Here is a 25,792-nt window from a genome sequence, read left to right as displayed (position 1 = left end):
CGGTACGCCTGTCACGGCGGTGGCCGGGGGTGGTCAGCGGCGCAGATACTCGTCGACCAGGGGTCCGATGAGCGCCAGCGCCTCCGGGGTGACCAGTTGGTTGTGACCGAATTCGACCGGGTGGTCGTCGATCGCGCCTGCGATGTAGGGCCGCCAGGTGCTGACATTGGGCGTGGGGTCGGTATTGCCGGAGGCGGTGACGAACAGCAGGTCGCCGTCGAAGACCTCGGGGCGGTGCTCGGCGATCTGGCGCAGCAGGTGTCGCAGATCGCTGTAGAGGTGGTCGATTTCGGTGGCGGAGAAGGAGATTCCGGAGGCCGCCAGGAGGTCGGCGGCGCGGGCGGGAGTGATGTCCTCGAATTCCGGCGGGATGTCGATACCGCCGAACTCGGCGAGCAGCATGGACAGCGGCGGGATGGCGGACTCGTCGGGGATGGCGACATCGGCGCGCGCATCCATCATGATCAGCGAGGGCACCTGCTCACCGCGGCGGCGCAATTCGACCGCCATGGCGTGCGCGAGCGGGCCGCCCGCGGAGTAGCCGAGCAGGTGATACGGACCGTGCGGCTGGACGCGGCGGATCTCCTCCACATAGCGGACGGCCAGATCGCGCACGGTGCGGTCGGCGCTGCCGCCATCGGTGACACCCGGGGACTGGAGGCCGTAGACGGCGTGCGAGCGGTCGATGTACTGCACCAATCCGCCGTAGCACCAGGCCAATCCGACCGCCGGGTGCACGCAGAACACGGCCGGGCCGCTGCCGGTCGGGCGCATGGGCAGCAGGACGCGCATGGACGGTTCCACATCGGGTTGTTCGGCGGCCTGAGCGAGCCGGATGGCCAGGGCGGCCGGGGTGGGATCGAGGAACATCCATTGCAGGGGCATGGGGATGCCGGTCTGCTCGCGCACCAGGGTCACCAGTTGGACGGCCGCCATGGAGTTGCCGCCGATCTCGAAGAAGTTGTCGTCGATGCCGATTCGGGGGGCTTCCAGGATGGTTTCGAAGGCGGCGGCCAGGGTGTGTTCGACCTCGTTGCGCGGGGCGCGGTAGACGCGTGCGGGTTCCGGGGCTCGCGGATGGGTCTTCATTACGGGGCCGTGCTCATCGTGAATCTTCACGGTGAGCGGCGGCAGCCGGTGGCCGGGAGTCTCGAGATCGCCGACCGGGGCCTCCGGGGTCGCAGCCAATGCGGTGAGGAGAGCGACGAATCCGTCGGTCATGGACTGGGCGGTCGATCGGTCGAACAGGTCGGTGGCGAAGGTGAGCGATGCCGTGATGCCCGCCGGTGCGCCGGTCTCACCGAACTGTTCGGCCAGCATCCATTCGAGATCGAACTTGGAGCCGGGCGCGGGTGCATCCAGCGGGCGAATTGCCAAGCCGGGCAGTTCGGTTCGCGCGGTTTGCAGGTTCTGGAAGGCGAGCAGCACCTGGAACAGCGGGTGGTGCGCGGTGGAGCGCACCGGCGCCAACGCCTCCACCAGGCGTTCGAATGGGAGGTCCATATTGCCGTAGACGGCCAGGTCATCCTGTTTGGTGGCGGCGAGGGTGGCGCGGAAATCGGCGGTGGCGTCGATGCGGGAGCGCAGCACCACCGTATTCACGAACATGCCGACGAGATCGTCGAGTTCGCCGTCGCCGCGACCGGCCACCACCGAGCCGATGGCGATATCGGGCCGACCGGAGAGTCGCGCCAGCAGGATCGCGAGTGCCGCGTGCATCACCATGAACGGGCTGGCACCGTGTGACCGCGCCAGGACTTGCAGCCGGTCGTGAACCGTTGCCGGAATGGCGAATTCGATACGATCGCCGATACCGGAAGGCAGGGCCGGACGTTCCCGGTCGGTGGGCAGGGCGTGGACTTCGGGCAGACCGGCGAGGCGGTCGCGCCAGAACTCCAGCTGTTCGTGCGCGAGGCCGGCGGGGTCGTCGTCGGCGCCGAGCAATTCCCGCTGCCACAGTGCGTAATCGGCGTATTGCAGTGGCAGCGGCTGCCACTGCGGCTGCGCTCCGGCCGTGCGGGCCGCGTAGGCCCACAGCACATCTCGCGCCAGCGGGGCCATGGACCAACCGTCGGCGGCAATGTGATGCACCGCGAGCGCGAGAACCGTGCGCTCCGGAGCCGTGTGCAGGATGCAGACGCGCAGGGGAACTTCCCGGGTGATGTCGAATCCGCGTGCGAGTTGTGTGGTCAGTACTTCACCGATCTCCGCTGTGCCGACTTCGATTTCGGTGATCGGCGTGAGACCCGGTACAGCGGGAAGGATCTCCTGGTACGGCAGGCCTTCCGGGCCGATCGGATAGATGGTCCGCAGGGTCTCGTGCCGCTCCACCACATCGTCGACGGCCGCGCACAGGGCCGTGACGTCCAGCGGCCCTTCGATTTCGAACGCGCCCGGGATGTTGTAGATCGGCGAACCGGGGTCGTAGCGGTTCAGGAACCACATGCGTTGCTGCGCCGCCGACAAGGGGATTCGATCCGGGCGCGGGCGTGGGCCGAGCCGGGGGCGACCGGTGGCGGCCCCGGAAGTGAGCAGGGCGGCCAGTTCCGCCACGGTCGGCGCGTCGAAGAGGGCGCGCACCGGTACGGCGGTCTCCAAGGTCGCGCCGAGCCGGGCGACCACGCGGGTGGCGATGAGCGAATTGCCGCCGAGCGCGAAGAAATCGTCGTCGCGCCAGACCTGTTCGATGCCGAGCACCTCGGCGAAGACGGCCGCCACCGCCTCTTCCTCCGGGCCCGCGGGAGGCTGCCGGTCACCGCTCGCGAGGTGCGGGGCGGGCAGGGCGTCGCGGTCCAGTTTTCCGTTCGCGGTGCGGGGCAGGTCGTCCAGCACGACGATGGCGGCAGGCACCATATACGACGGGAGTCGTTGTGCCACGGCCTTCTTCAGCCGATTCGGGTCGATCGCCTCGCTCGATTCGGGCGCCACGGTGTTTCGCCCGCTCGGCTCGGGCACCACGTAGCCGACCAGCATGCCGCCGCGGTCGTCCTCGCGCACGAGCGCGACCGCATGCGCGACGCCGGGTTCGGCGGTGAGCGCCGCTTCGACATCGCCCAGTTCGATGCGCAACCCGCGCAACTTCACCTGAGTGTCGGTGCGGCCCAGGTATTCCAGGTTCCCGGCCCGCCGCCGCACCAGATCACCGGTGCGGTACATGCGCTCACCGGCCGCGAACGGATCGGCGACGAATCGTGCCGAGGTGAGATCGACGCGTCCGTAGTAGCCGCGCGCCAAGGCGATTCCCGCCAGGTACAGCTCGCCGACCACGCCGTCGGGGACCGGGCGCAAGCGGTCGTCCAGCACCAGCGCTCGCAGGCCGGGCGCGGGCTCGCCGATGGTGATCGGATCGCCCGGGCGCAGCGGCGCACTGCCGGTGGCCCATACGGTGGCCTCGGTCGGGCCGTAATCGTTGAAGTGCAGGCGTCCCGGTGCGGCCCAGGCCGCGACCAGCTCCGGTGGGCAGGGCTCGCCGCCGGTAATGATCATGCGCAGCGCGTCCAGCCCGGCCGGATCCACCGTCGACAGGGCCGACGGCGTGATGCCGATGTGCGAAACGTGCTCGCGGGCCAGGAGTTCGCCCAGGTCGGGGCCGGCGAACACGGTGGGCGGCGCGACCACGAGCGTCGCGCCCGCGCTCACCGCCATCAGCAGCTCGAGCACCGAGGCGTCGAAGCTCGGTGAGGCGACGTGCAGTACGCGCGAATCCCGGTTGATGCCGTCGCGTTCGCGCTGCGCCACAGCCAGATTCGCCACCCCCGCGTGAGTGACCACGACGCCCTTGGGCGCGCCGGTGGAACCGGAGGTGAAGATGACGTAGGCCGGATTCTCCGGACGTGTTGTCCGCGAATACTTCTCGAAGTCCGCACTGGACCGTGCGGCGGGCCCGTCCATGACCTGCTCGTCCAGGCACCACCACTCCACGGTGCCCGGCAGCCGGTCGCGCTGGGCGGCGACCGTCAGGCCGAGACGGACGCCGGAGACGTCGATAATGCGGGCGATGCGGTCGGGCGGGTAGGCCGGATCCACCGGCACGAAGGCCGCTCCGGTGCGGGCGACCGCCCACACCGCGAGAATGGATTCGATCGAGCGTGGGATGCCCACGGCCACCAGCGTTTCCGGCCCCGCACCGGCGCGAGCGAGTTGTGCGGCCAGCAGTTCGGCGCGCGCATCGAGCTCCCGGTAGGTCAGCTGCCGGTCACCGCAGACAACCGCGACACCGTCCGGGTTGGACGCGACGGCATCCGCCATGAGCTCGGCCAGCGTGCGCGGCGCCGCTGCGGGCGGCACCGCGACCTGTAGTTCGTCTCGTTCGGCGGCGGTGAGCAGATCGATATCGCCGACCGGCGACTCCTGCTCATCGGTGACTGCCGTGAGCAGCTGCAGCAGCCGATCGGCGAGCGCTCCGACCGTATCCTCGTCGAACAGGTCGGTGGCGTAGACGCAGCGCACCTCGAGACCGTCCGCCGTGCCGATCACGGTGAGGCTCAGATCGAACCGGCTGTTGGTCTGCGGCAGTTCCAGCGGAGCGACGGTCAGCTCCGGCAATTCCAGCTCGGGAATCACCAGGTTCTGGAACACCAGCATGACCTGCACGAGCGGATGCCGCGCCTCCGACCGCACCGGGGCGAGCACCTCCACCAGCCGTTCGAACGGCACATCGGCCTGCTCGAACGCGGCGAGATCACCGTCGCGCACCCGATCCAGCAATTCGCCGAAGCTCTCGCCGGCGCGAATTCCGGTGCGCAGCACCAGCGTATTCACGAACATTCCGACCAGATCGTCGAGTTCGCGCCGTCCGCGCCCGGCCACCGGAGTGCCGATGACAACGTCCGAGGTCCCGCTCAGCCGCGCCAGCACCACCGCCAGCGCCGCGTGCACGACCATGAACGGCGTCGCACGATGGGACCGGGCAATCCGCTCGATCGCGTTCGTGAGCGCGCCATCCATCCGGGTGGTCCGCTCCCCCGCCCGATGCGAGGCTCGCGCGGGCCGCGGCCGATCCGTCGGCAACTCCAGGTGGTCCGGAATCCCGGACAAGGTCCGCGACCAGTACCCGATCTGCCGTGCCAGCAGCGATTCCGGATCGGCTTCGGCGCCGAGCCTGGCGTGCTGCCACACCGCATAGTCGGCGTACTGCACCGGCAAGGGCTCCCATGCCGGGGTCAGCCCCTCGGCGCGAATCGCATACGCCGCGGCAACATCCCGCGTCAACGGCGCCATGGAAAACCCGTCCGTGGCGATATGATGCGCGACCAGCACGATCACATGCTCATCCGGTGCGACTCGGAACAGCCGCAGCCGCAAGGGAACCGCGGCGGTGACATCGAATCCCGCTGTCACCGTGCGAACTACCGCACCGGGCAGCTCCTCCAGCGTGACCGGCACCGGTTCGAGATCCAGCGGAACCTGGTCCACGGTCAGCACCCGCTGTCCGCCCACGCCGTCGACATCGGGGTACACCGTCCGCAGCGTCTCGTGCCGCTCGATCACATCACGCAAGGCATTGCGCAGCGCAGCCTGATCCAGCCGCCCCGAAAGCCGCAGCGCCACGGGCACGTTGTACGCGGGCGACTCCGGGTCGTATCGATTGACGAACCACATCCGCTGCTGAGCCGGGGACAACGGCACCGGATCCGGCCGCACCCCGCGCCTCAGCACCGGCTCCACCGCTCCGGCTTCCGCACCGGCCAGCCGCCGCGCCAACTCCGCGACCACCGGGGCCTCGAAAAGCAGCCGCACCGGAACAGCGACCTGCAATGCCGCACTCAACCGAGCCGAAACCCGCGTGGCGATCAGCGAATCCCCGCCCAGCGCGAAGAAGTCGTCCCGCGCGCCGACCCGCTCCTGCCCCAGCACCTCGGCGAAGGTCTCCGCGATCAGCACCTCGGCCCCGGCGGGCGCGACGTATTCCGCCTGCGCCAGAACAGGTTCCGGCAAGGCCCGCAGATCGACCTTCCCGCTGCCTGTCCGAGGCAGCTCATCCAGCACCTGAATGCTCGACGGCACCAGATATCGCGGCAGCCGCCCCGCGATCCACGTTTGCAGTCGGCTCGCGGCCGCCGACCGCTGCGGCCGCACCGGCGACGCCGCCTCGGCCGCCGGGAACGAATCCGGTCCGGCACTGTCGCCGGACAGCGTGACGTACGAGCACAGCGCCATGACGCCGAGGGTGGTTCGGTGCGCGATGGTGACGGCCGACTCCACCTGCGGGTGCGTCAGCAGAACCGCGTCCACCTCGCCGGGCTCGACGCGGATGCCGCGGATCTTCACCTGGAAGTCGGTGCGCCCGACGTACTCGAAACCCGTTGGCGTGCAGCGCATCAAATCGCCCGTTCGGTACATTCGCTGACCGGCGGAGTACGGATCCGGGACGAATCGAGCGGCGGTGAGATCGGGACGCGCGGAGTAGCCGCGAGCCACGCCCGGGCCACGCACGTACAACTCGCCGACCACGCCCAGCGGGACCGGGCGCAGCCAGTTGTCCAGGACGAGCAATGTCGTGCCCGGCAGCGGGTGGCCGATGATGGACGCGGTCTCCGGGGTCATCGGGTCGCTGTAGGTCGCGGCGACCGTGGCCTCCGCCGGACCATAAGTGTTCACCCAATGGCGTCCCTCGCCCAGGCGGGCGACGAGGGCGGGCGGGCAGGTTTCGCCGCCGGTCGCGATGGAGCGAATGCCCTCGAGGTCGGCGACATCGAGTGTGCCCAGCATGGAGGGCGTGCAGATGAGATGTGTCGCAGCGCCTTCCGCGATCGCCGCCGCGAGTTCCGCACCCGCATTGGCTTCCGGCGGGGACACGACCAGCGTCGCGCGGACCGCGAAAGTGGTCAGCCACACCGAGATCGCGGCGTCGAAGGCCGGGTTGAGGCAGTGCAGCACCCGCGCCTGACGGTCGATCCGGCAGGAATCGGCCGTCGCGGCCACCAAATTCGCCAGACCCGCGTGGGTGACGACGACACCCTTCGGGGTTCCGGTCGAGCCCGAGGTGAAGACCACGTACGCCGCGTGCTCCGGGCGCAGGCGGCCCGGCCGCTCGGCATCGGTGACGGGATCGCCCGGTACAGAGCCGAGTTCGCCGATGACCGCCGGATCGTCGAGCACGATCCACCGCATGCCCTCCGACGCGGCCCGGGCCGAACGCCGGGTTCCCACCGGCGCCGTCGACTCGCCCGATTCACCTGACTCCGCGGCGGTCCCGATACCCGATGTCGTAATACCCAGAACCGCACCGCATTCCGCGGCGATCGCGGCCGTACGAGCAGCGGGCTGAGCGATGTCCACCGGCACGAAGGCCGCACCGGTCTTCGCGATGGCCCAGATGGCCACCATGGCCGCCGCCGAGCGCGGCAAACCCACCAGCACCGCGCGCTCGGGCCCGGCGCCCGCACCGATCAGCAAGCGCGCCAGCCGGTTCGAAAGAACATCCAGCTGCCGGTAGGTCAGCGCGGCCGTCGGTGAAAGAACATCACCGACGGGCGGCTCGCCAGGAGTGAACTGGGCTGCGTCCTGCGCGAGACCCGCGCTTACCGGATCGAGGTCAGGATGTGCCGTGCGTTCGGCGGCAGTGCCGGACCCTGCGCAGAGACCCGGATCACCGTCAGGTGCCTGATCCTCGACCGGGATGCACTCACTCTCCTGACCATGGCTTGCAGCACCGGTCGTGAGCGGGAGATGACTTCCTCTCCCAGGGCCACTGTCGGCGAGGCCACCCCCGTCCGGCAGCTCACCCACGCCCGCCAGCTCACCCATGCCCGGCAGGTCACCGCTGGCCTGTGAGCCACGGTCGTCGGCCAGAGCGGCGGAGGCCGCGAGGAGACTCCGAAGTCCCGGATCCAGGTCCGGGCGCGTCGTCAGGACGGCAGGCGTGTCGGGCAGTTCGCCGGCGGCCAGCAGGTCGGGGAGCAGCCGGATGTGGTGGCCGCGTGCACCGTGGGTGATCGACGGGGTGTCGACCGGGTCGGTGCTGCGGAGTTGGCCGGTGCGGCGGTGCGGGTCCGCGGTGAGGGCCTGGAGGAGGTGGGCCAGGCCGGCGGCGATGGAATCGGCTCGGGTGGAATCGAAATAGCGGGGGGAACGGGTGAGTTCCAGGCGGAGGCCGTCGGTGGAGTAGGCGGCCAGGGAGAGGGGGTAGTGGGTGCCGTCGTGGGCTTGGATGCCGGTTACCGAGAGTTGGGCCTGGCGGGTAGCCGCCGTGAGGGAGGCGGCGTCGACCGGGTAGGACTCGAAGACGGTGGCGGTGTCGAAGAGGGGGCCGAGGGCGGTGCCGGCGTGGATTTCGTCCAGGCCGAGGAATTGGTGTTCGGCCAGGGCGGCCTGTTCGCGTTGGATGCGGGACAGGAGGGCGGCGATCGGCTCGGCCGGGTTCAGCGTGATGCGCACGGGGACGGTGTTCACCAGCATGCCGATCATGCGTTCGGCGCCGGGGAGTTCCGGCGGACGGCCGGAAACCGTTGCACCGAAGACGATATCGGCGGAGCCGGTGAGTTCGCCGAGGAGGAGGGCCCAGGCTGCCTGCACGATCGTGTTGACTGTGACCTGGCAGTCGGCGGCCGTCGAGCGCAGTCGTTCGGACAAGCCTTCGGGCAGTGGGACCTCGTGTGCGACAGGGGCGGTCGCGGCACCGGCGCGCGGCGCGGTCGGAGCGACCAGGGTCGGGCCTTCCAGATCGGTCAGGGCGCGCGACCAGACTTGGCGCGCCTTGTCGGTGTCACGGGAGGACAGCCATTCCAGGTAGCGCCGGAATGGGACCGTTGATCCGAATCCCTCTGCTGCTCCGCCGGTTTCGTACAGGCCGATGAGTTCGGCGAACAGCAGCGGCATGGACCAGCCGTCGAGGATCAGGTGATGGTTGGTGATGACCAGCCGGAACCTGCGCTCCCCCAGCGCGATGCACAGGAACCTGATGAGCGGTGGTTGGTCGACCGCGAAGGGCTTGCGCAGCTCCGCCGCGGCGATCTCATCGAGTTCGGCCGCGGACGCGCCGAACGCCTCGCGGTACTCGCACGGCACCGGCACCTGCGCGGCGATCACCTGCACTGCGCGATCACCGGATTGGACGAACCCTGCGCGCAGCACGTCATGGCGGCGCACCAGCGCCTCGGCGGCGGCTCGCAGTCGTTCGATATCGAGGTCGGCCGCCACATCGATCACGGCCTGCACCGAGTACCCGTCGGAATCGCCCGCCGCCAGCTGGGCCTGGAACATCAGCCCGCGCTGCAACGGCGTCAACGGCCACACATCGTCCAGGCGCGCGTAATCGCGTTCCCACGACTCGATCTCGGCCTGTGTCGTATCCAGCAGCGGCAGATCGCTCGGCGTGAACCCGCCGGCCTCCTCCGTCGCCGCCAGCTCGGCGATCTCCCCGACCGCCGAAACCCATTCCCGTGCCAGCTCTTCCACCTCGGCACGGTCCACGGCGTCCGCCGCGAACTGCCATACGGCTCGAATCCGCTGCTCCCGCTCGGATTCCAACGTCACGGCATCCACCGAGACCACCGCCGCCAGCGGCATCTCCGGGTCCGCGTGCCCGCCCAGCCGATCGGCCATCGACACCGGAACCCAATCCGCCTCGGCCGCCACATCCGGCAACTGCCCGAGATAGTTGAACCCCACCTGCGGCTCACCCAACTCAGCCAGCTCCCCCGCCGTCCGCGGATTCAGATACCGCAACAGCCCGAACCCGAACCCACCCCGCGGCACGGCCCGCAACTGCTCCTTGACCAGCTTCAACGCGCCTTCGGCAGACCCGAACCGCGATCGCGCCGAATCCGATTCCGCGACACCGGCCACCGACATGAAGTCCGCGGTCCGGCCGGTGTCCGGACCCGCCGGGATCACCTCGCCCGCCACAACCGGCCCAAGCCGGACGGGCACCTGCGCGGTGAACCAGCCCACCGTCCGTGACAGATCCGCGCCCGGGATGGCGGCCTCATCCCGCCCATGCCGCTCGACCGCCACCAGGGTCTCGCTTGCCGCAGCCGCGAATTGCCCACGCCCCGCGCGCCACCGCGCCAATGCCAAAGCGAGTGCCGCGAGCAGCGCATCCTCCACGCCACACCGGTACGCGGCGGCAATCCACCCAACCAAGGCGGCAGTTTCCGCAGCAGGCACCTCGACCTCGATGCGCCCGGCCGCGCGGTGCGTATCCACCGCCGGATCCAACCGCCGCCGCCCCAGCACCGCATCCGGAGCCAGAACCTCGCGCCAATACCCGAATTCGTCCAGCGGCCAGTCCGGAACGCCCACACGGTCCGCTGCGCCCACAGCCACCGGGACGGCGTCCGGTATAGCCTCAGTCCCGCCCAACTCGTCCACAGCCCGCACAGGCCGCTGTAGGACATCTCCTGCGCCCGCCGCCGGAGCTCCGGCAGCATCAGGAGCTTCGGGTGCCTCCAGTTCCTCGGAAGCACCGGATGTCTCGACAGCCTCGGGCGCTTCGAGAACTCCGGAACCCTCCGCAACCCCGCGCGTTGCAGCAACTCTGGACGCCTCGGGCGTCTCGGACGCTTCCGGGGATCCGGATTCCTTGGGAGCGCCGGGAGCCGTAGCAGCTTTCGCTGCCGCAGGAGCTTCGAGTCTTTCCGGTGCCGCGAGAGCCTCGGATCCCTCAGGGGCCACCGCGGCTCCGGGTGCCTCGGATGCTGTTGCGAGGCGGTGGAGTGCGTGCGCCCAAGTGCGCATGGAGGTTCCGGTCGCGTCCAGGTCGGGCGTCGTCCCGGCCGAGGTCTGCGCCCAGGCGGACATGAGGTCGGGCAGGAGGATTCGCCAGGAGACGGCGTCGCAGGCGAGGTGGTGCACCGCGATCAGGAGTCGGCCGGAAGCTTCGGGGCCGGCGTCGAGCCAGGTCAGGGCGAGCATGCGGCCCGCGCGCGGATCCAGGCGGAGAACTGCGGCGGCGAGTTCGCGCTCTACGTGGTCGGTCTCGGCAGCGGTCCAGCCGCGCCTGGTGATCAGGTCGGCGGCGTCGGCCATATGCGGTGGCGGAACCTCGAATTCGAGCCCGGCGGTGGTTTCCACGATGCGGGCGCGAAGCATGTCGTGACGGTCGACGAGGGCTTGAACCGTGTGACGCAAGGCGTCCGGTTCGATGCCGGACGGGAGTCGCACCACCATGGATTGGGCGAAATGTTCCCAGCCGGGGCGGGCCAGCAGCCAGGCGGCGATGGGGGTGAGGGGCAGGCGGCCGATGCCGCCGCCGGGGAGTTCCGGGAGTCGCTCGGTGCGGTCCTCCAGTTGATCGGCGACCGCGGCCAGGGCGGCGGGAGTGCGGTGTTCGAAGACCTCGCGGGCGGAGAAGACCAGACCGGCTGCGCGGGCGCGCGTGACGAGGGTGATGGCCATGATCGAATCGCCGCCGAGGGCGAAGAACGATGTGTCCGGGCCGATGTCCGGGGTGCCGAGCACTTCGGCGAAGAGGGCGCAGAGGGTGCGCTCGGTCTCGGATTCGGCCGCACGTGCGCGAACCGGTTGGCGCACCACGGGTTCCGGCAGCGCGCGCCGGTCCACCTTGCCGTTGGCGGTGAGCGGGAGCGCGCCGAGAACCGTCACGGTGGCGGGCACCATGTACGGCGGGAGGCGGCGGGTCGCATGATCGAGCAGGTCGGGCTCGCTGACGGTGACGCCCGCATGGGGGACGACATACGCGGCCAGCATGGTGCCGCCGCTCGGGGCGGGCCGCGCCACCGTCACCGCGATCTCCACAGCCGGATGGGTGTTCAGCGCCGCGTCGATCTCACCGAGTTCGACGCGCATACCGCGCAGCTTGACCTGGAAGTCCCCGCGCCCGACATACTCGAGCACACCGGATTCGGTCCAGCGCACCAGATCTCCGGTGCGATACATCCTGGCGCCCGCCGGACCCCAAGGCGCAGGCAGGAACCGCTCGGCGGTCAGCCCCGGCCGCCCCGCGTACCCACGCGCCACACCCGGCCCGGTCACATACAACTCCCCGGCGACACCGGTCGGCACCGGCCGCAGCCAGCGGTCCAGCACCAGCATCCCCGCACCCGGAATCGGATCGCCGATGCCCGCGTTCTCCCCCGGCGCCAAGCCCTTGGTGTACGTCACGGCCACCGTGGTCTCACTGGGCCCGTACGAATTCAGCAGATCCCGCCCAACCCCGAAGCGCGCCACGATATCCGGCGGCGTCGGCTCACCACCCGAGGACACCGCCCGCACCCCGTCCAGCGCATCCGGTTCCAGCGTGGACAGCACGGCGGGCGTCGAGCACACCTGCGTGATCCCATATTCCCGCACCAGTTGCGCCAAGTCGGGCCCGAGCACCGGATCCGAGTCCGCCACAACCAGTGTCGTGCCCGAGGCGAACGCCATCAGCCACTCCAGCACCGAGGCATCGAAACTCGGGTTCAGGCATTGCAGGACTCGCGAACCGGGCGTGACCCGATACGCATCCACGATCGCAGCCGCCAACCCGGCCAGCCCGGCATGCGTCACCACGACACCCTTGGGCGTGCCGGTGGAACCCGACGTGAACACGATGTAGGCCGGATTCTCCACCCGCGCCGGGCCATTCAGCTCTCCCGCGACGAGCGGCGCATCAAGCGGATCGGATGCACCCGAATCCAGCAGATCGTCGAGTGCGAGCCACCGCACCGATTCGGGCAGGTCCGCGACAGACTTCTCGAACGTCAATCCTATTCGCGCACCGCATTCGGCAGCGATCCGCGCAACGCGCTCCCCGGGCATGCCGTCCCCGATCGGCACGAAGGCGGCACCCGTCTTCGCCACCGCCCACAGCGCCACCATCGCCTCAATCGAACGAGGAAGTGCCAGCAAGACAGTGGATTCCGGGCCGAGTGCGACGCTCCGCACGCGATTCACCCCAGACAGGCCGGCTGCCCCCGGCCGACCGGTCGCGCCGTTCGACCCCATCTCCTCGCCTCCGAGATGAAGCCCCTCCGGCCCAGCGGATTCCGGCTCCACCGCCCCCTCCGAGGGCAGCTCGACAGCGCGCAACAGCCTGCGTGCCAGCCGATTCGAGAGTGCGTCGAGTCGACCGTAGGTCAACTGCCGGTCACCGCACACCACGGCCACGCCATCCCGGCCTGCTTGCTTCAACCCGGCCGCCAGGATCTCGGGCAGCAGCCGCGACTGCGGCGCAGGCGCACCATGCGTACCCGCGAGAAGCCGTTTCTCATCCGGGGTGCAGTATTCCAGCCCGCCGAGCGGCGTATCCGCCTCGGCCGAGAGCAGCGAATCCAGCAGCGCCAGAAAGCGCCGGTGATGCCTGCCAAGCGAATCCTCGTCGTACAGGCGAGGATTCGCCGCGAAATCGACATGGATCGGCGCATCCGACCCGTGCTGATAGAAGTTGACGAACAGGTCCTCGATCGGCCCGGATGTCACCACGTGCAGGCTCGACTCCAGCCCCGCGAAGTCGATGCCCGCCGGGAACAACATGACGTTGATGACCGGCCCGACCAGTCCCCGCCCGAACTCGGGCCCGCCCGCGGTCTCGGCCTCCGGCCGCGCCGCTGCCGCGCCCTGCAATGCTGCCGCGCCCTGCAATGCCGCCTCGCCCGGCAGTTCCGCCTCCTCGGACTGGGCCGCTCTGCCAGACTTTGCTGCCTCGCCAGACTGAGCCGCCCCGCCAGACTGAGCCGCCCCACCGGACTGTCCTGCTTCGCCGGACCGGGCCACCCCGCCAGACTGAGCCGCCCCGCCAGACTGAGCCGCCCCGCCAGACCGTGCCGCCCCGCCAGACCGTGCCGCCCCGCCAGACCGTGCCGCCCCGCCAGACTGTGCTGCTTCGCCAGTCTGGGCCACCCCGCCCGGGCGCGCGGCGGCACCGGCCGGTCCCGCCACTGAATCTGCCGGGTGCGCTGTTGAGCCGGTCTCGCCTGGCCCGGCGGCATCCGCCGGAAGCGTTTCCACCGCAGCGGTTTCCGTTTGACCGGGCACACCCGCGCGCATGTCCTCGTGGCGGAATCGCTGGTGCCGCAAGGCTCCCGAGGCGGCGACGCGGATGGCGTCGAGGACCTCGCCGACGGTTCCGTCGCGCGGCACCCGCACGCGCAGCGGCACCACATTGGCGATCATGCCGCCGGAGCGGCGCAGCATGGCCGTGGTGCGGCCGGAGACCGGGAGGCTCAGGACCACGTCCTCGGTCGCGGTCATGCGGGCGTAGTAGAGGGCCACGGCGGCCATGACGAGGGTGGCCGAGCTGGTTTCGAAGCGGCGCGCCGCACTCTCCAGGTGTGCGGCGGTCTGCTCGGGGAGCTGGGCGCGGGCCTCGCGGGCCAGGGCGCAGGCGGGTGCGGTGGCGGAGACCAGGCTGCAGCGGTCCGGCATGCCGGCGGTGATCTCGTTCCAGTAGCGCTGGTCGGTGGTGAATCGCGACGATTCGCGGTAGGCCATTTCGGCTTCGTGGACCTCCAGCAGGGAGGCGGCCGTGCCGGGCGGGGCCTGCTCGCCGCGGACGGCGGCGTTGTAGAGCTCCGCCACGCGGTAGAGCATGGTGACCGAGCCGAAGCCGTCGATCAGGATGTGATGGCCGCGGGTGTACCAGAGATGACGGTCCTCGCCCACCCGCAGCACCGTGGTCAGTCCGGTGCGCGCACCGAGCAGGTCGATGGGCGCGGCGACATCGGCGCGCATCCATTCCAGGGCCGCCGCCACCGGTTCGGGCCGGTCGCGCAAGTCGAGGAATCCCACCGCCGGTTCGATATTCGGATCGACCATTTGGTACGGCCGGTCGTCGATATCCACCAGCCGCAGCACGCCCGAACCGAATTCACGTCCGGCAATCACGGCCGCGCGGCGCAGGGCGGGCAGGTCCAGGGGCCCGCGCATGTCGATGTACTGGGCCTCCGAGAGCGGCACGCTCGGATCCAGCTGCTGCGCGTACCACATCCCCAGCTGCGCCGGGGACAACGGGAATACCGTGGCGGTCTGCTCCGCCGCCAGTTCGCGGGTCATGACACCTCACCGGGTCGCGGGCGAGCAGTCGTCTTCGGGCTGTTCCTCGTACGCCGGCACCCAGGTGTCGGGGCGAGAGGTCAAGCGCCCCACCATGACCGCTCGCACATGCGCGGGCACCATGGGTGCGAACTTGCGCACGTACGCGTTCATCCATTCCGGCTTACCGAGCAGGAACGGGAAATCGGTTGTCATCATCGAACGCACCACCAACATGGGCAGCGGCGCGTCCAATGGCCGAAAATCCTTGTTCCACAAGCCCGGCTGATCGCAACCCGGGTAAAATTGCCCGAGCATCGTTCCCTGTTCCACGAATTTGCTCTTGAATTCTTCGTGGATCTCATCGATGAGTGAATAGTCGGTAAGGTTCGGGAACACCGTGATCAATGCGCGCAACACGGAGGTGGAACTGCCGTTCCCCGTAGGCAGTTCGGGATAAACCTCCAGTGCGTCCTTGATGATCGCCCGTACCCACATGGGCCGCGGCTCCGCGGCCGGGACCTGCGCCAGCCACAGCAGATCGCGCCGCATGGACGGCCGGACATACGGGCACACGGGCCCGTCTCGACCCAGTTCGTCACTGGGACGGGTCAGAAAGGATTCAGCCCAAGATCGAAAAGCCGCTACCGTGGACCGGGCGGCTGGACAAGATGATCCGGTGTCCCCCAATGAGACCCATTGCAGCCCCGAGCGGGGGCCAGTAACACGCTCGCTCATGACTCACCTCGGCAGAATCGAGCTACAGCGAAGAGCGCCGTTGCCCATACACCTATTCCATAGTGCGCCGGTCATGGGTCGTTAACACGAGTAGTGCGATACCTGAATTACGCTTTAGCGCCCCAAATTTCGGGGGCAGATGAATAAAGAAAAGACCGGTCAGGCATTGACCGGTCTTTTCTGAATGCAACTCTCAGGTCGTTGCCGACCCGTTCTCAGGCGCCGATGAGACGGGCGGCCAGGTAGCCCTCTACTTGATCTAGAGCGATCCGCTCCTGCGCCATGGAGTCCCGCTCGCGCACCGTGACCGCGTGATCCTCGAGGGTGTCGAAGTCCACGGTGATGCAGAACGGGGTGCCGATCTCGTCCTGACGACGGTAGCGTCGGCCGATCGCCCCGGAATCATCGAATTCGACATTCCAGTTCTTGCGCAGCTGAGCGGCCAGATCCTTGGCCTTGGGCGACAGATCGGCATTGCGCGACAGCGGCAGCACGGCGGCCTTCACCGGAGCCAGGCGGCGATCCAGGCGCAGCACCGTGCGCTTCTCCATGACGCCCTTGGCGTTCGGCGCCTCGTCCTCGTTGTAGGCGTCCACCAGGAACGCCATCAGCGAGCGGGTCAGACCGGCCGCGGGCTCGATCACGAACGGGGTGTAGCGCTCGCCCGTGTTCTGGTCGAAGAAGCTCAGGTCCTGCCCCGAATGCTCGGAATGAGTCTTCAGGTCGAAGTCGGTGCGGTTGGCGACGCCCTCCAGCTCACCCCACTCGCTGCCCTGGAAGCGGAAGCGGTACTCGATGTCCACCGTGCGGGTGGAGTAGTGCGAGAGCTTCTCCTTCGGGTGCTCGTACAGGCGCAGGTTCTCCGGATCGATGCCCAGGTCGGTGTACCAGGCCATGCGAGTGTCGATCCAGTACTGATGCCACTGCTCGTCTTCACCGGGCTTGACGAAGAACTCCATCTCCATCTGCTCGAACTCGCGGGTGCGGAAGATGAAGTTGCCCGGCGTGATCTCGTTGCGGAAGCTCTTGCCGATCTGGGCGATGCCGAACGGCGGCTTCTTGCGCGCGGTGGTCTCGATGTTCTTGTAGTTGACGAAGATGCCCTGCGCGGTCTCCGGGCGCAGGTAGTGCATGCCCTCTTCGGACTCCACCGGGCCCAGGTAGGTCTTCAGCATCATGTTGAAGTCCTTGGGCTCGGTCCACTTGCCCACGGTGCCGCAGTCCGGGCACACGATGAGCTCCATGGACACCGCATCCGGGTCGTCGAGCTTGTGCTTCTCGGCGTAGGCCTCCTGCAAGTGGTCCTGCCGGTGCCGCTTGTGGCAGTTGAGGCATTCCACCAGCGGATCGTTGAACACCGCGACATGGCCCGAGGCCACCCACACCTGGCGCGGCAGGATGATCGAGGAATCCAGGCCGACCACGTCATCGCGGCTGGTCACCATGGAACGCCACCACTGGCGCTTGATGTTCTCCTTGAGCTCGACACCCAGCGGCCCGTAGTCCCACGCCGACCGTGTGCCGCCGTAGATCTCGCCGCTCGGGTACACCAGACCCCGACGCTTGGCGAGGTTGGCGACGGTGTCCACCTTCGACTTGGGTGCCACTCGAGATATCTCCATCCGGTCCGGAAGATTGCAAGGGATTGCTTCAAGACTATCTGCACGGTGCTACGGGTTTTACACCCACTCGGCCTAGACGGGCGGTGGATCACACCCGGCCGCGTCTGAAAGGTCCGAATCGAGGGACACATTCGGTCCCGTGGGGGATAGTGAAAAGGCATAGGCCGCCGAGCGCGGACCGCCGGGGAGGGCGTCGCGCGGTAGCGGCGGCGAGGGACGAAGTTCCGACGGGGGTCGGCCATGCAGAATTTTCCCTTCCAACCGTTCGACGACGCCTGGGCACGGGCGGCCGAAACGCGCGCGCTGCGCGAGCAGCGGCGGAAGAAGCGCCTGATCGGCCTTGCGGTGATCGGCAGTGTGGCGGCGCTGGTGGCGGTCGCAGTGGTCCTGCTGCCGCGGCTCGGTGGCGATGATCCCGCGAGCGCGGTGGCCACGACACGGCCGACCTCGGCGCCTACGACGACCGTCGATACCAGCCGCGTGGATCTGAATCACCCGTACGACGGCACGCCCGCGGCGTCGTGGTTCGAAGGCGAGGCGGGCATCGTACTGCCCGCGGCGGCACCGGTCGGGCGGTATTCGGCGGAGCAGGTCGCGTACGCCATGGAACGCGCGAAACTGCTGATCACCCTGTCGCGGCTCAATGCGTACACGATCCGCTATCACGACGCCGAGCCGGCGCTGAGACTGCTCGCACCGATCCATGCCGAACGGGATATCCGGCCGCTGCTCGTACCCGGCGACGAGGAGAAGACCTGGTGGCTGTTGGAGCGCATTCATCCCGATTACGAGTTGCTGCCGGTGAAACCACGGGTCAACGGGTCGATGACGGTCGCGCTCAACGAGGAGGGTGACCTGGTGGTACACACCGATTACCTCATCGCCTATGCCTTCCATACCGATTCCCCGCCGCAGCTGACGGACTACTTCGAGATCATCTCGGTAGTCCGGGATCAGATCGATTACATCCTGGTCGACGACCAGAAGTGGACCGACGACTCGCAGGGAATGTGGATCGGCGCCGCCAAGGGGTTCGCCTACTCGGTGAACTGCGAACTGGGCGGTGAGGGTTTCCTGGCGCCCAACTACAGCAACCCGCCCAGCACATATGGCGGCACTCCGGACACCCGATCGCCGGAGTCGTACTTCGATCCGACCTTGCCGATCGCGACCGGAACCGACTGTTGAATCGGAGGCGCTTCGGACCATTCCCGCGCGCCTATTTGACATGCACACCTGTGCATACGGATACTTGGCATCGATTTCCAATAAGGAGTTGGTTCCGATGACCACGGACAGCGGTGCACCTCTGCGGCGCTCCCGCGTCGCGACCGAGGCCCCGGCCGCGATCCCCCACGACCCGTACCCGTACCGGTCGCCCATGCCGCCCGCGGTGCCGTCGCGCACGATTCTCGATTCCGCGGGAGAATTGCTGCGCGCTCTCGCCGCACCCGTGCGCATCGCCATCGTGCTGCAGCTACGCGAATCACCGCGCTGCGTGCACGAACTGGTCGACACGCTCGGGGTGACGCAGCCGCTGATCAGCCAGCACCTGCGCATCCTCAAGTCGGCGGGCGTGGTGCGCGGCGAACGCACCGGCCGTGAAGTGATCTATGAACTCGTGGACGAACACCTGGCGCACATCGTGATCGACGCCGTCGCCCACGCCGAGGAAGGGTGACCCGTGGGAAGCAGCGAGAAGACCGTGGGCGTCCGCAGCACCCGCCAGCGCAGCGCCATCTCCGCCCTGCTGGCGGATATCGACGAATTCCGCTCCGCGCAGGAACTGCACGACGAACTCCGCAAACGCGGTGAGGGCATCGGCCTGACCACCGTGTATCGCACCCTGCAATCCCTCGCCGAAGCCGGCATGGTCGACGTGCTCCGCACCGACTCCGGGGAATCCGTCTACCGCCAGTGCTCCACCGGCCACCACCATCACCTGGTCTGCCGCAACTGCGGCAGCACCGTCGAGGTGGAAGGGCCCACCGTTGAAGCCTGGGCCGACTCCATCGCCGCCGAACACGGCTTCACCGACATCAGCCACACCATGGAAATCTTCGGCACCTGCCGGCCCTGCTCCAATGGAAAGCGCTGAAAGACGCTGACGCTAGGTCGTGGGGGCTTCGCCCCCACACCTCCAAAGAGAAATCGGGGGGCAAGCCCCCGAACCCCCAAATCAAGAGGCGGGGGCGTACCTCCAACTCCCCCAACGCAACCCGCGCCCCGTGCAGTTTCTGCACGGGGCGCGTTGGGTTTTGGGTCAGGCGGCTGGAGCGAGTTCGGGGGCCGGGGTTGATTCGCGGGTGCGGAGGGCGGCGAAGGCGAGTAGGGCCAGGGCGGCGGCGGACCAGGTCAGGAGGACTGTCAGGGGGGTGGCTGCGGCGGCGCCGTCGAAGAAGGCTACCGAGCGGAGGAGGGAGGCGGCGGCGCCGGGCGGGAGCAGTTGGCCGAGGGCGCCCCAGGGCTGGGGGAGCATTTCGGGGGCGGAAGTGGCTGCGGAGAAGGGGTTTCCGATGAGGAGCATGGTGAGGGCGGCGAGGCCGATGCCGGGGCGGCCGAGGGCGGCGGCCAGGCCAACCACGGTTCCGGCTACGGCGAAGGAGACCAGGGCGGCGATGGCGGCCATGGTGAGGTAATTGCCGGGGATCAGGGAGAGCCAGCCCTGGACGATTGCCATGCTGAGCAGGCCGCCGGCGAGGGCGAAGGTGGTCAGGCCGAGGGCGCGCGCCGGGATGGACGGGATCAGGAGGGTGAGCAGGACGCCGGCGGCTATGCCGGACATGACGAGCGGGAGGACCATGGCGCCGAAGCCGCTGCCGCGGGGGTCGTCCGGATCGGCGGCGACCACGTCTTCGGCGGGGGCGGCGGCGGTGCCGGAGAGCTGCTGAGTCATGGCCGAAAGTTGCTGGGCCACTGCGGGGCTCGCGGCGGAGGCGATCAGGGTGCGGGGCTGGGCGCCGGTGATGATGGCGCCGTAGACCTCGCGGTCCTCGATGGCGGCGCGGGCGGCGGGCTCGTCGGCGAAGGTGCGGATGTCGAAGGCGTCGGGATCGTGGGCGGCGAGCTTGTCGGCGACCGCGGCGGCTTGCGGGCCGGCGACGGCTACGGGGAGGTCGCGGGGGGCGATATTGGCGGCGGGCCACGCGAAGGCGATGAGCATGACGGCCTGGATCAGCGTGGCGGCGAGCCCGAGGGCGACGGCGCGTTTTGTGGTGTTCATCAGGTCACTTCCAAAAAAGCGAAGGTTCGTTCTTTTTGTTGGGACAACCCTGACATCCAGCTGTCAGCTTGTCAAGAACGGATATTCGTTTTACTTTGGACGCATGCCCCGAGTAAGCGAAGAACACCTGGAACGCCGCAGGCAGCAGATCCTCGACGCCGCGCAAACGTGCTTCGCCCGCAAGGGCCTTCACACCACCACCATGCAGGACGTCTTCGCCGAGTCCGGCCTGTCCGCGGGTGCGGTGTACCGCTACTTCAAGTCCAAGGACGACATCATCTCGGCCCTCACCACCGAGGCCACGGTCGACCTACGGGCGTCCCTCAGCGAAGCCGTGCACAGCGATCCGCTCCCCACTCCCCCGGAACTCATTCGCACCATTGCCGAGACCATCGTCGCCCTGAGCGCCCCCGGCGGTCCGGTGCGGCTCATCCCCCAGGCGTGGGCCCTGGCCCTCACCGATCCCAATATCGGCGATTACGTCCGCACCAATATCGGCGGCATCCGCCGGCTGTGGCGCGACTATGCCGAGCGCATGGTCGAGGTCGGCTGGCTCCCACCGGACGCCGACACCGACGCCGTGGCCAAGGCGCTGCTCGGCGTGCTGCCCGGATTCATCCTGCAATACCTCATTCTGGGCGATACCGATCCGGAAACCCTGGCCCGCGGCGTCACCCAGCTGTTCCCGGACTACCGCGCCACCGCTAGCCAAATCACCCACGGCTGAACGAGTTTCGAGGTTCACACCCGCTGGTGTGCACCGGCCGCGAGGCGGCGGCCCCTCAGGACAGCAAGCCCTGCCGCGCCCGCCCGGCCCCGGACAGCACGAGCAGCAGCATCGTCGCCAGCGCTTCGTCGTCCAGGCCGGCCGCCGGGAAGGTGTAGCGCAGGATCACATCGGCCTGCTTGTCGTGGCCCACGACGGTGATGGAACCGAACTGCAGCGCGGCATTGCGTTCGGCAACGCGCTTGTGCAACTGCGGTTTCAGCGGGCGATCCCAGGCCAGCACGCAGGTCAGCGTGAGCACGTCGAGGCCGGGCGCGAGATTGACCGCGCGCAGCGAGCACAGCGCGCCGTCGAATTCGAATCCGAGACCGCCGTCCTCGACGCGCACATCGACGTCGTACCGCAGCAGGCAGGCCCCCGCCCGCGCCTGCAGCTCCTCGGCAGTGGTCAGCTCGTCGCTCACTTCACGCCGCCGAACCGGCGATCGCGCTTGGCGTACTCCAGGCACGCCTCCCACAGGTTGCGCCGATCGAAATCCGGGAAAAGCGTGTGCTGGAACACGAATTCGGCGTACGCCGACTGCCAGATCAGGAAGTTCGAGGACCGCAGCTCACCCGAGGGCCGCAGGAACAGATCCACATCCGGCATATCCGGTTCATCCAGATAGCGCGCGACGGTGGCCTCGTTCACCTTCTCCGGATCCAGCTCCCCCGCCGCCACCCGCCGCGCGATTTCCCGTGCGGCATCGGCGATCTCGGCCCGCCCGCCGTAGTTCACGCACATGGTGAGCGTCATCACCGTATTGTCCTGCGTGAGCTCCTCCGCGATCTCCAATTCCTTGATCACGCTGCGCCACAACCGCGGTCGCCGCCCCGCCCACCGCACGCGCACCCCCATCTCGTGCATCTCGTCGCGCCGCCGCCGGATCACATCGCGATTGAACCCCATGAGGAACCGCACCTCGTCCGGGCTCCGCTTCCAGTTCTCGGTGGAGAACGCGTACGCCGAAAGCCACTTCACCCCGATCTCGATGCACCCCTCCACGGTGTCCATCAACACCGCTTCCCCCCGCTCGTGCCCGGCGGTCCGCGGCAGCCCCCGATCCTGCGCCCACCGCCCGTTCCCGTCCATCACCAGCGCCACGTGCTTGGGCACGAACTCGGCCGGAATAGCGGGCGGCGTGGCCCCCGACGGATGCGGCGACGGCGGACGCACAGTGCGCAGTGCTGTGGAGGGCTTACGGTTACCGATCACGCCCACCATCCTGCCCGACGCCGGAACACGCCCGACTTCGACCACGGGATTCACACGCGAACTCCACGAACTCCCCACATCGGAGGGGACCCCGCAGGTGATCAGCCGATTGCGGCGGCGGGTTCGACCTGTTCGGCCGCCTCGTGCGGGCGGGTGCGCTCGATGAGGGGCAGGGTGCGGAGTTGGCGTTCCAGGTGCCATTGCAAGTGGGCGGCGATGAGGCCGCTGGCTTGGCGGCGCATGTGGTCGGGGATCGAGGTGACGCCGGACCAGTCGCCGCGGTGCAGGGCGCTCATGTGGTCGAGGACGCCGATCATGGGGGTGGCGGCGCCCGGCGGGCGGCAGTGGACGCAGACCGCGCCACCCGCGGCTACGTGGAAGGCGCGGTGGGGGCCGGGGGTGGCGCAGCGGGCGCAGTCGTCGAGGGCGGGGGCCCAGCCGGCGAAACCCATGGCGCGTAGGAGGAATGCGTCGAGGATCAACTCGTGGGGGCGCTGGCCGAGGGCGATGGCGCGCAAGGCTCCGGCGGTGAGGGTGTGCAGGCGGGGCGCGGGAGCGCGCTCTTCACCGGCCAGGCGTTCGGCGGTTTCGAGGACGGCGCAGGCGGTGGTGTAGCGGCCGTAGTCGGCGACGATGTCGGCGGCGAAGGATTCGACGGTGTGGACCTGGGTGACCACGTCGAGGTTGCGGCCGGGGTGGAGTTGCACGTCGATATAGGCGAAGGGCTCCAGGCGCGCGCCGAATTTGGAGCGAGTCCGCCGGACCCCCTTGGCGACCGCGCGGACCAGGCCGTGCTGGCGGGTCAGGAGGGTGACGATACGGTCGGCCTCGCCCAGCTTGTGCTGGCGCAACACCACCGCATGATCCCGATACAACCGCACCGCAACAGTCTCGCACGGACCACCGACCGGGGCGCACAGTGTCGCGGGGCGTGTACCGGACGGCGCCACGCACGGCTTCGGTAATGCCTTACCCCACACTGACCTCCCGTGGGCGCGAATTCCGCCGCGGCCGTGGGCCGTTATACCGCTCAGCGCTGCGGGCGCAGGCCCGGTAAATGGCTGGCTGCCGAGCGGCAGGGGCGATCATGATGGGGCGGTGACCAATTCGGAAACGGTGTCCGCGGTAGTGCTGGAAGCAGAGGTCAGCGAGGAGCGGCTGGCATTGCTGGAGGAGCGGCTCGACGAGTACAACAGCCGGCATTCGCCGGTGTTGCAACGGCTGAATCAGCTGCCCGAGCAAGGGGATGAGCCGGTACAGGTCTATCTGGTCCAAGAGGGGCGGATGATCGGCGGGCTCACCGGGAGAACCTGGGCGGACTGGCTGGTCATCGATATGTTCTGGGTGCACGAGGACCATCGCGGGGCCGGGCTGGGCGGCCGGCTGCTCGCCGCCGCGGAGGAGATCGCCGAGGAGCGGGGCTGCACGCGCGCTCGGACCGAGACCTGGGATTTCCAGTCGCCGAAGTTCTATCTCGGCCACGGCTTCCGGATCGTCGGCGAGGTGCCCGATTTTCCGCCGGGCGCCGTCGAGTACATCCTCGCCAAAGACCTCGCCTGACGCGCGTCTCGGCGGGCTCGCACTCCTGTACCAGTCGGGTGACAGGCATTGGACGTGTGACCAGAATCGCGCTACGTTTCCCCGGTACGGCAGGGAGACGGGGTTCACATGACGATGGCGCCGGTTGGCGAATTCGGACTGGCGGAGCTGGCGGCGGCGCTGGTCAAGGGCGAGGTCACGGCGGTGGAGGCGACCGGCGCGGCCCTCGACCGGATCGAGGCCAGTCAGGGCACGCTCAATGCCTTCCGGATCGTGCGGCGGGACGCGGCGCTGGCCGAGGCGGCCGAGGCGGATCGGAGACTCGCCGCGGGGGAACGGGCTCCGCTGCTCGGCGTGCCGATCGCCATCAAGGACGACACCGATCTCGCCGGGACGCCGACGGCCTTCGGATGCGGCGGCGAGTTCCCCGTGAAAACCGAAGACGCCGAATCGGTTCGGCGGCTGCGGGCGGCCGGAGCCGTGATCGTCGGCAAGACCAATACCTGCGAGCTCGGGCAGCTGCCGTTCACCAGCGGTGACGCGTTCGGGCACACCCGGAATCCATGGAGCGCTGGACATACCCCGGGCGGCTCCTCCGGCGGATCCGCGGCGGCGGTGGCGGCCGGATTGGTCCCCGCCGCACTGGGTTCCGACGGCGCCGGGTCGGTGCGCATCCCGTCGGCGTGGAACAACCTGGTGGGCATCAAGCCGCAGCGCGGGCGCATCTCCACCTGGCCGCTGCCCGAAGCGTTCCACGGGCTCACCGTGAACGGGCCGCTCGCCCGGACGGTCGCCGACGCCGCGCTGCTGCTCGACGCCGCCGCCGGACCGCATCCCGGTGACAAGCACACGCCGCGCGCGCTGCGCGTCTCCGACGCCGTCGGGCGCGATCCGGGTCGGCTACGTATCGCGCTCTCGCTGCGAATCCCGTTCACCGCCACCAAGACCGCGCTCGATCGCGAGGTGGAAGCGCGCGTGCACGCGACGGCGAACACACTGCGCCGCCTGGGCCACGAGGTGACCATCGCGGACCTGGACTACGGCGTCCTCATGGGCGCGACCTTCCTGCCGCGCTCCATGGTCGGCATCCGGGAGGCCCTGAACCGCCTGCCCGGCGCGGTCGTGGACCCGCGCACCAAGTCCAATGCGCTCACCGGCCGCATCCTGGAACCGCTGCTGTTCGCCGCGCGCCGGGCGGAACCCTTGCTGCGCATGCGAATCGGCCGCTTCTTCAACGATTACGACATCGCCCTGACCCCGACCACGGCCACCCCTCCCCCGGGCGTGCACGAGATCGACGGCATCGGCAACTGGGCCACGGACGCGCTCATCACCGCCGCGTGCCCTTACACCTGGCCGTGGAATGTGCTGGGCTGGCCCGCGGTGAACGTCCCCGCGGGCTTCACCGCGAGCGGCCTGCCGGTCGGCGCACAGCTCATGGGTCCCGCCGACTCCGAGCCGCTGCTGGTTTCCGTTGCCGCCCAACTGGAATCCGAGCTGAAGTGGTACGAACAGCGCCCCACGGACTGGTGGAGCCGGCCCGCCGCGTGACCCGTATCCACTGACCCGCACCGGATCCCGTGGCCGCAATCCCTTGCGGTGACGCCCCTGCCGAAGCACACGGTCACCGCGCAGGAGGCGCGCACGACCGCTGGAACAGCGCTCCCGGTCGGCCAAGCGCCTGCTCGAAGTTCTCCCCGTCATTCCGGCGTGCTTTGGCCGGAATCTCGCACGGCGTGGTGGATCCCGGCCAAAAGCACGCCGGGATGACGA

At 69.0% G+C, this 25,792-nt stretch carries 13 protein-coding genes; 6 read left to right on the top strand and 7 right to left on the bottom strand.

Going from position 1 to position 25,792, the window contains the following annotated elements; genetic code table 11:
* Positions 1 to 33: 33 nt before the first annotated feature.
* The 3 genes from ACFVIV_RS13000 to ACFVIV_RS12990 all read right to left on the bottom strand — a co-directional run bounded on the left by ACFVIV_RS13000 (position 34) and on the right by ACFVIV_RS12990 (position 17,261).
* Complete coding sequence (locus tag ACFVIV_RS13000; RefSeq protein WP_379195695.1) at positions 34 to 14,937, bottom strand: amino acid adenylation domain-containing protein; 14,904 nt, start codon at positions 14,935 to 14,937, stop codon at positions 34 to 36.
* A 6-nt stretch (positions 14,938 to 14,943) separates the two neighbouring features.
* A complete protein-coding gene (locus ACFVIV_RS12995; RefSeq protein WP_379195693.1) occupies positions 14,944 to 15,654 on the bottom strand; it encodes a DUF6875 domain-containing protein in 711 nt (236 codons plus the stop codon).
* 215 nt (positions 15,655 to 15,869) lie between these two features.
* Positions 15,870 to 17,261, bottom strand: coding sequence for a glycine--tRNA ligase (locus tag ACFVIV_RS12990; protein WP_379195691.1), 1,392 nt, complete (start codon positions 17,259 to 17,261; stop codon positions 15,870 to 15,872).
* Positions 17,262 to 17,516: 255 nt separating this feature from the next.
* On the opposite strand from ACFVIV_RS12990, the gene ACFVIV_RS12985 reads away from it, so the two are divergent.
* The 3 genes from ACFVIV_RS12985 (at position 17,517) to ACFVIV_RS12975 (ending at position 19,374) form a co-directional block, all read left to right on the top strand.
* Positions 17,517 to 18,464: a hypothetical protein gene (locus tag ACFVIV_RS12985; protein ID WP_379195689.1), complete on the top strand. Its 948-nt coding sequence runs from the start codon at positions 17,517 to 17,519 to the stop codon at positions 18,462 to 18,464.
* A gap of 193 nt (positions 18,465 to 18,657) precedes the next feature.
* Positions 18,658 to 18,957 carry a metalloregulator ArsR/SmtB family transcription factor gene (locus tag ACFVIV_RS12980; RefSeq protein ID WP_067541339.1) on the top strand — a complete coding sequence of 100 codons (300 nt, stop codon included), beginning with the start codon at positions 18,658 to 18,660 and terminating at the stop codon, positions 18,955 to 18,957.
* Between the two features lie 3 nt (positions 18,958 to 18,960).
* Positions 18,961 to 19,374 carry a Fur family transcriptional regulator gene (locus ACFVIV_RS12975; RefSeq protein ID WP_379195687.1) on the top strand — a complete coding sequence of 138 codons (414 nt, stop codon included), beginning with the start codon at positions 18,961 to 18,963 and terminating at the stop codon, positions 19,372 to 19,374.
* A gap of 165 nt (positions 19,375 to 19,539) precedes the next feature.
* Here the strand turns inward: ACFVIV_RS12975 and ACFVIV_RS12970 are convergent, their stop codons facing one another.
* Complete coding sequence (locus ACFVIV_RS12970) at positions 19,540 to 20,499, bottom strand: hypothetical protein (protein ID WP_379195685.1); 960 nt, start codon at positions 20,497 to 20,499, stop codon at positions 19,540 to 19,542.
* 103 nt (positions 20,500 to 20,602) lie between these two features.
* Between ACFVIV_RS12970 and ACFVIV_RS12965 the strand changes: the two genes are divergently transcribed.
* Positions 20,603 to 21,226 (top strand): TetR/AcrR family transcriptional regulator, encoded by a 624-nt coding sequence (locus tag ACFVIV_RS12965; RefSeq protein WP_379195683.1) that lies wholly within the window; start codon positions 20,603 to 20,605, stop codon positions 21,224 to 21,226.
* 55 nt (positions 21,227 to 21,281) lie between these two features.
* Here the strand turns inward: ACFVIV_RS12965 and ACFVIV_RS12960 are convergent, their stop codons facing one another.
* The 3 genes from ACFVIV_RS12960 to recO form a co-directional block, all read right to left on the bottom strand.
* Positions 21,282 to 21,689, bottom strand: coding sequence for a CesT family type III secretion system chaperone (locus ACFVIV_RS12960; RefSeq protein ID WP_379195681.1), 408 nt, complete (start codon positions 21,687 to 21,689; stop codon positions 21,282 to 21,284).
* Entirely contained in the window at positions 21,686 to 22,489 is an 804-nt protein-coding gene (locus ACFVIV_RS12955) for an isoprenyl transferase (protein ID WP_379196354.1), read from the bottom strand. Before ACFVIV_RS12955 ends, ACFVIV_RS12960 begins: the two co-directional genes overlap by 4 nt.
* 92 nt (positions 22,490 to 22,581) lie before the next feature.
* Positions 22,582 to 23,361, bottom strand: coding sequence for a DNA repair protein RecO (recO, locus tag ACFVIV_RS12950; protein WP_379195679.1), 780 nt, complete (start codon positions 23,359 to 23,361; stop codon positions 22,582 to 22,584).
* A gap of 217 nt (positions 23,362 to 23,578) precedes the next feature.
* Between recO and ACFVIV_RS12945 the strand changes: the two genes are divergently transcribed.
* Positions 23,579 to 24,040: a GNAT family N-acetyltransferase gene (locus tag ACFVIV_RS12945; protein WP_379195677.1), complete on the top strand. Its 462-nt coding sequence runs from the start codon at positions 23,579 to 23,581 to the stop codon at positions 24,038 to 24,040.
* A 114-nt stretch (positions 24,041 to 24,154) separates the two neighbouring features.
* A complete protein-coding gene (locus ACFVIV_RS12940; RefSeq protein ID WP_379196352.1) occupies positions 24,155 to 25,570 on the top strand; it encodes an amidase in 1,416 nt (471 codons plus the stop codon).
* The last annotated feature ends 222 nt before the right edge of the window (positions 25,571 to 25,792 follow it).

Origin of the sequence: Nocardia sp. NPDC127526 (genome assembly GCF_042672265.1) — a bacterium.
In the GTDB taxonomy this organism is placed as follows: domain Bacteria; phylum Actinomycetota; class Actinomycetes; order Mycobacteriales; family Mycobacteriaceae; genus Nocardia.
The sequence above is the reverse complement of the archived record's forward strand: the minus strand, read 5'-3'. Positions and strand labels throughout refer to the sequence as shown.

Coding starts and splice junctions, on each gene's coding strand:
- ACFVIV_RS12995 (WP_379195693.1), bottom strand. CDS start 15,654: ATGAGCGAGCGTGTTACTGGCCCCCGCTCGGGGCTGCAATGGGTCTCA.
- ACFVIV_RS12985 (WP_379195689.1), top strand. CDS start 17,517: ATGCAGAATTTTCCCTTCCAACCGTTCGACGACGCCTGGGCACGGGCG.
- ACFVIV_RS12940 (WP_379196352.1), top strand. CDS start 24,155: ATGGCGCCGGTTGGCGAATTCGGACTGGCGGAGCTGGCGGCGGCGCTG.
- ACFVIV_RS12965 (WP_379195683.1), top strand. CDS start 20,603: ATGCCCCGAGTAAGCGAAGAACACCTGGAACGCCGCAGGCAGCAGATC.
- ACFVIV_RS12955 (WP_379196354.1), bottom strand. CDS start 22,489: ATGGTGGGCGTGATCGGTAACCGTAAGCCCTCCACAGCACTGCGCACT.
- ACFVIV_RS12980 (WP_067541339.1), top strand. CDS start 18,658: ATGCCGCCCGCGGTGCCGTCGCGCACGATTCTCGATTCCGCGGGAGAA.
- ACFVIV_RS12970 (WP_379195685.1), bottom strand. CDS start 20,499: ATGAACACCACAAAACGCGCCGTCGCCCTCGGGCTCGCCGCCACGCTG.
- ACFVIV_RS13000 (WP_379195695.1), bottom strand. CDS start 14,937: ATGACCCGCGAACTGGCGGCGGAGCAGACCGCCACGGTATTCCCGTTG.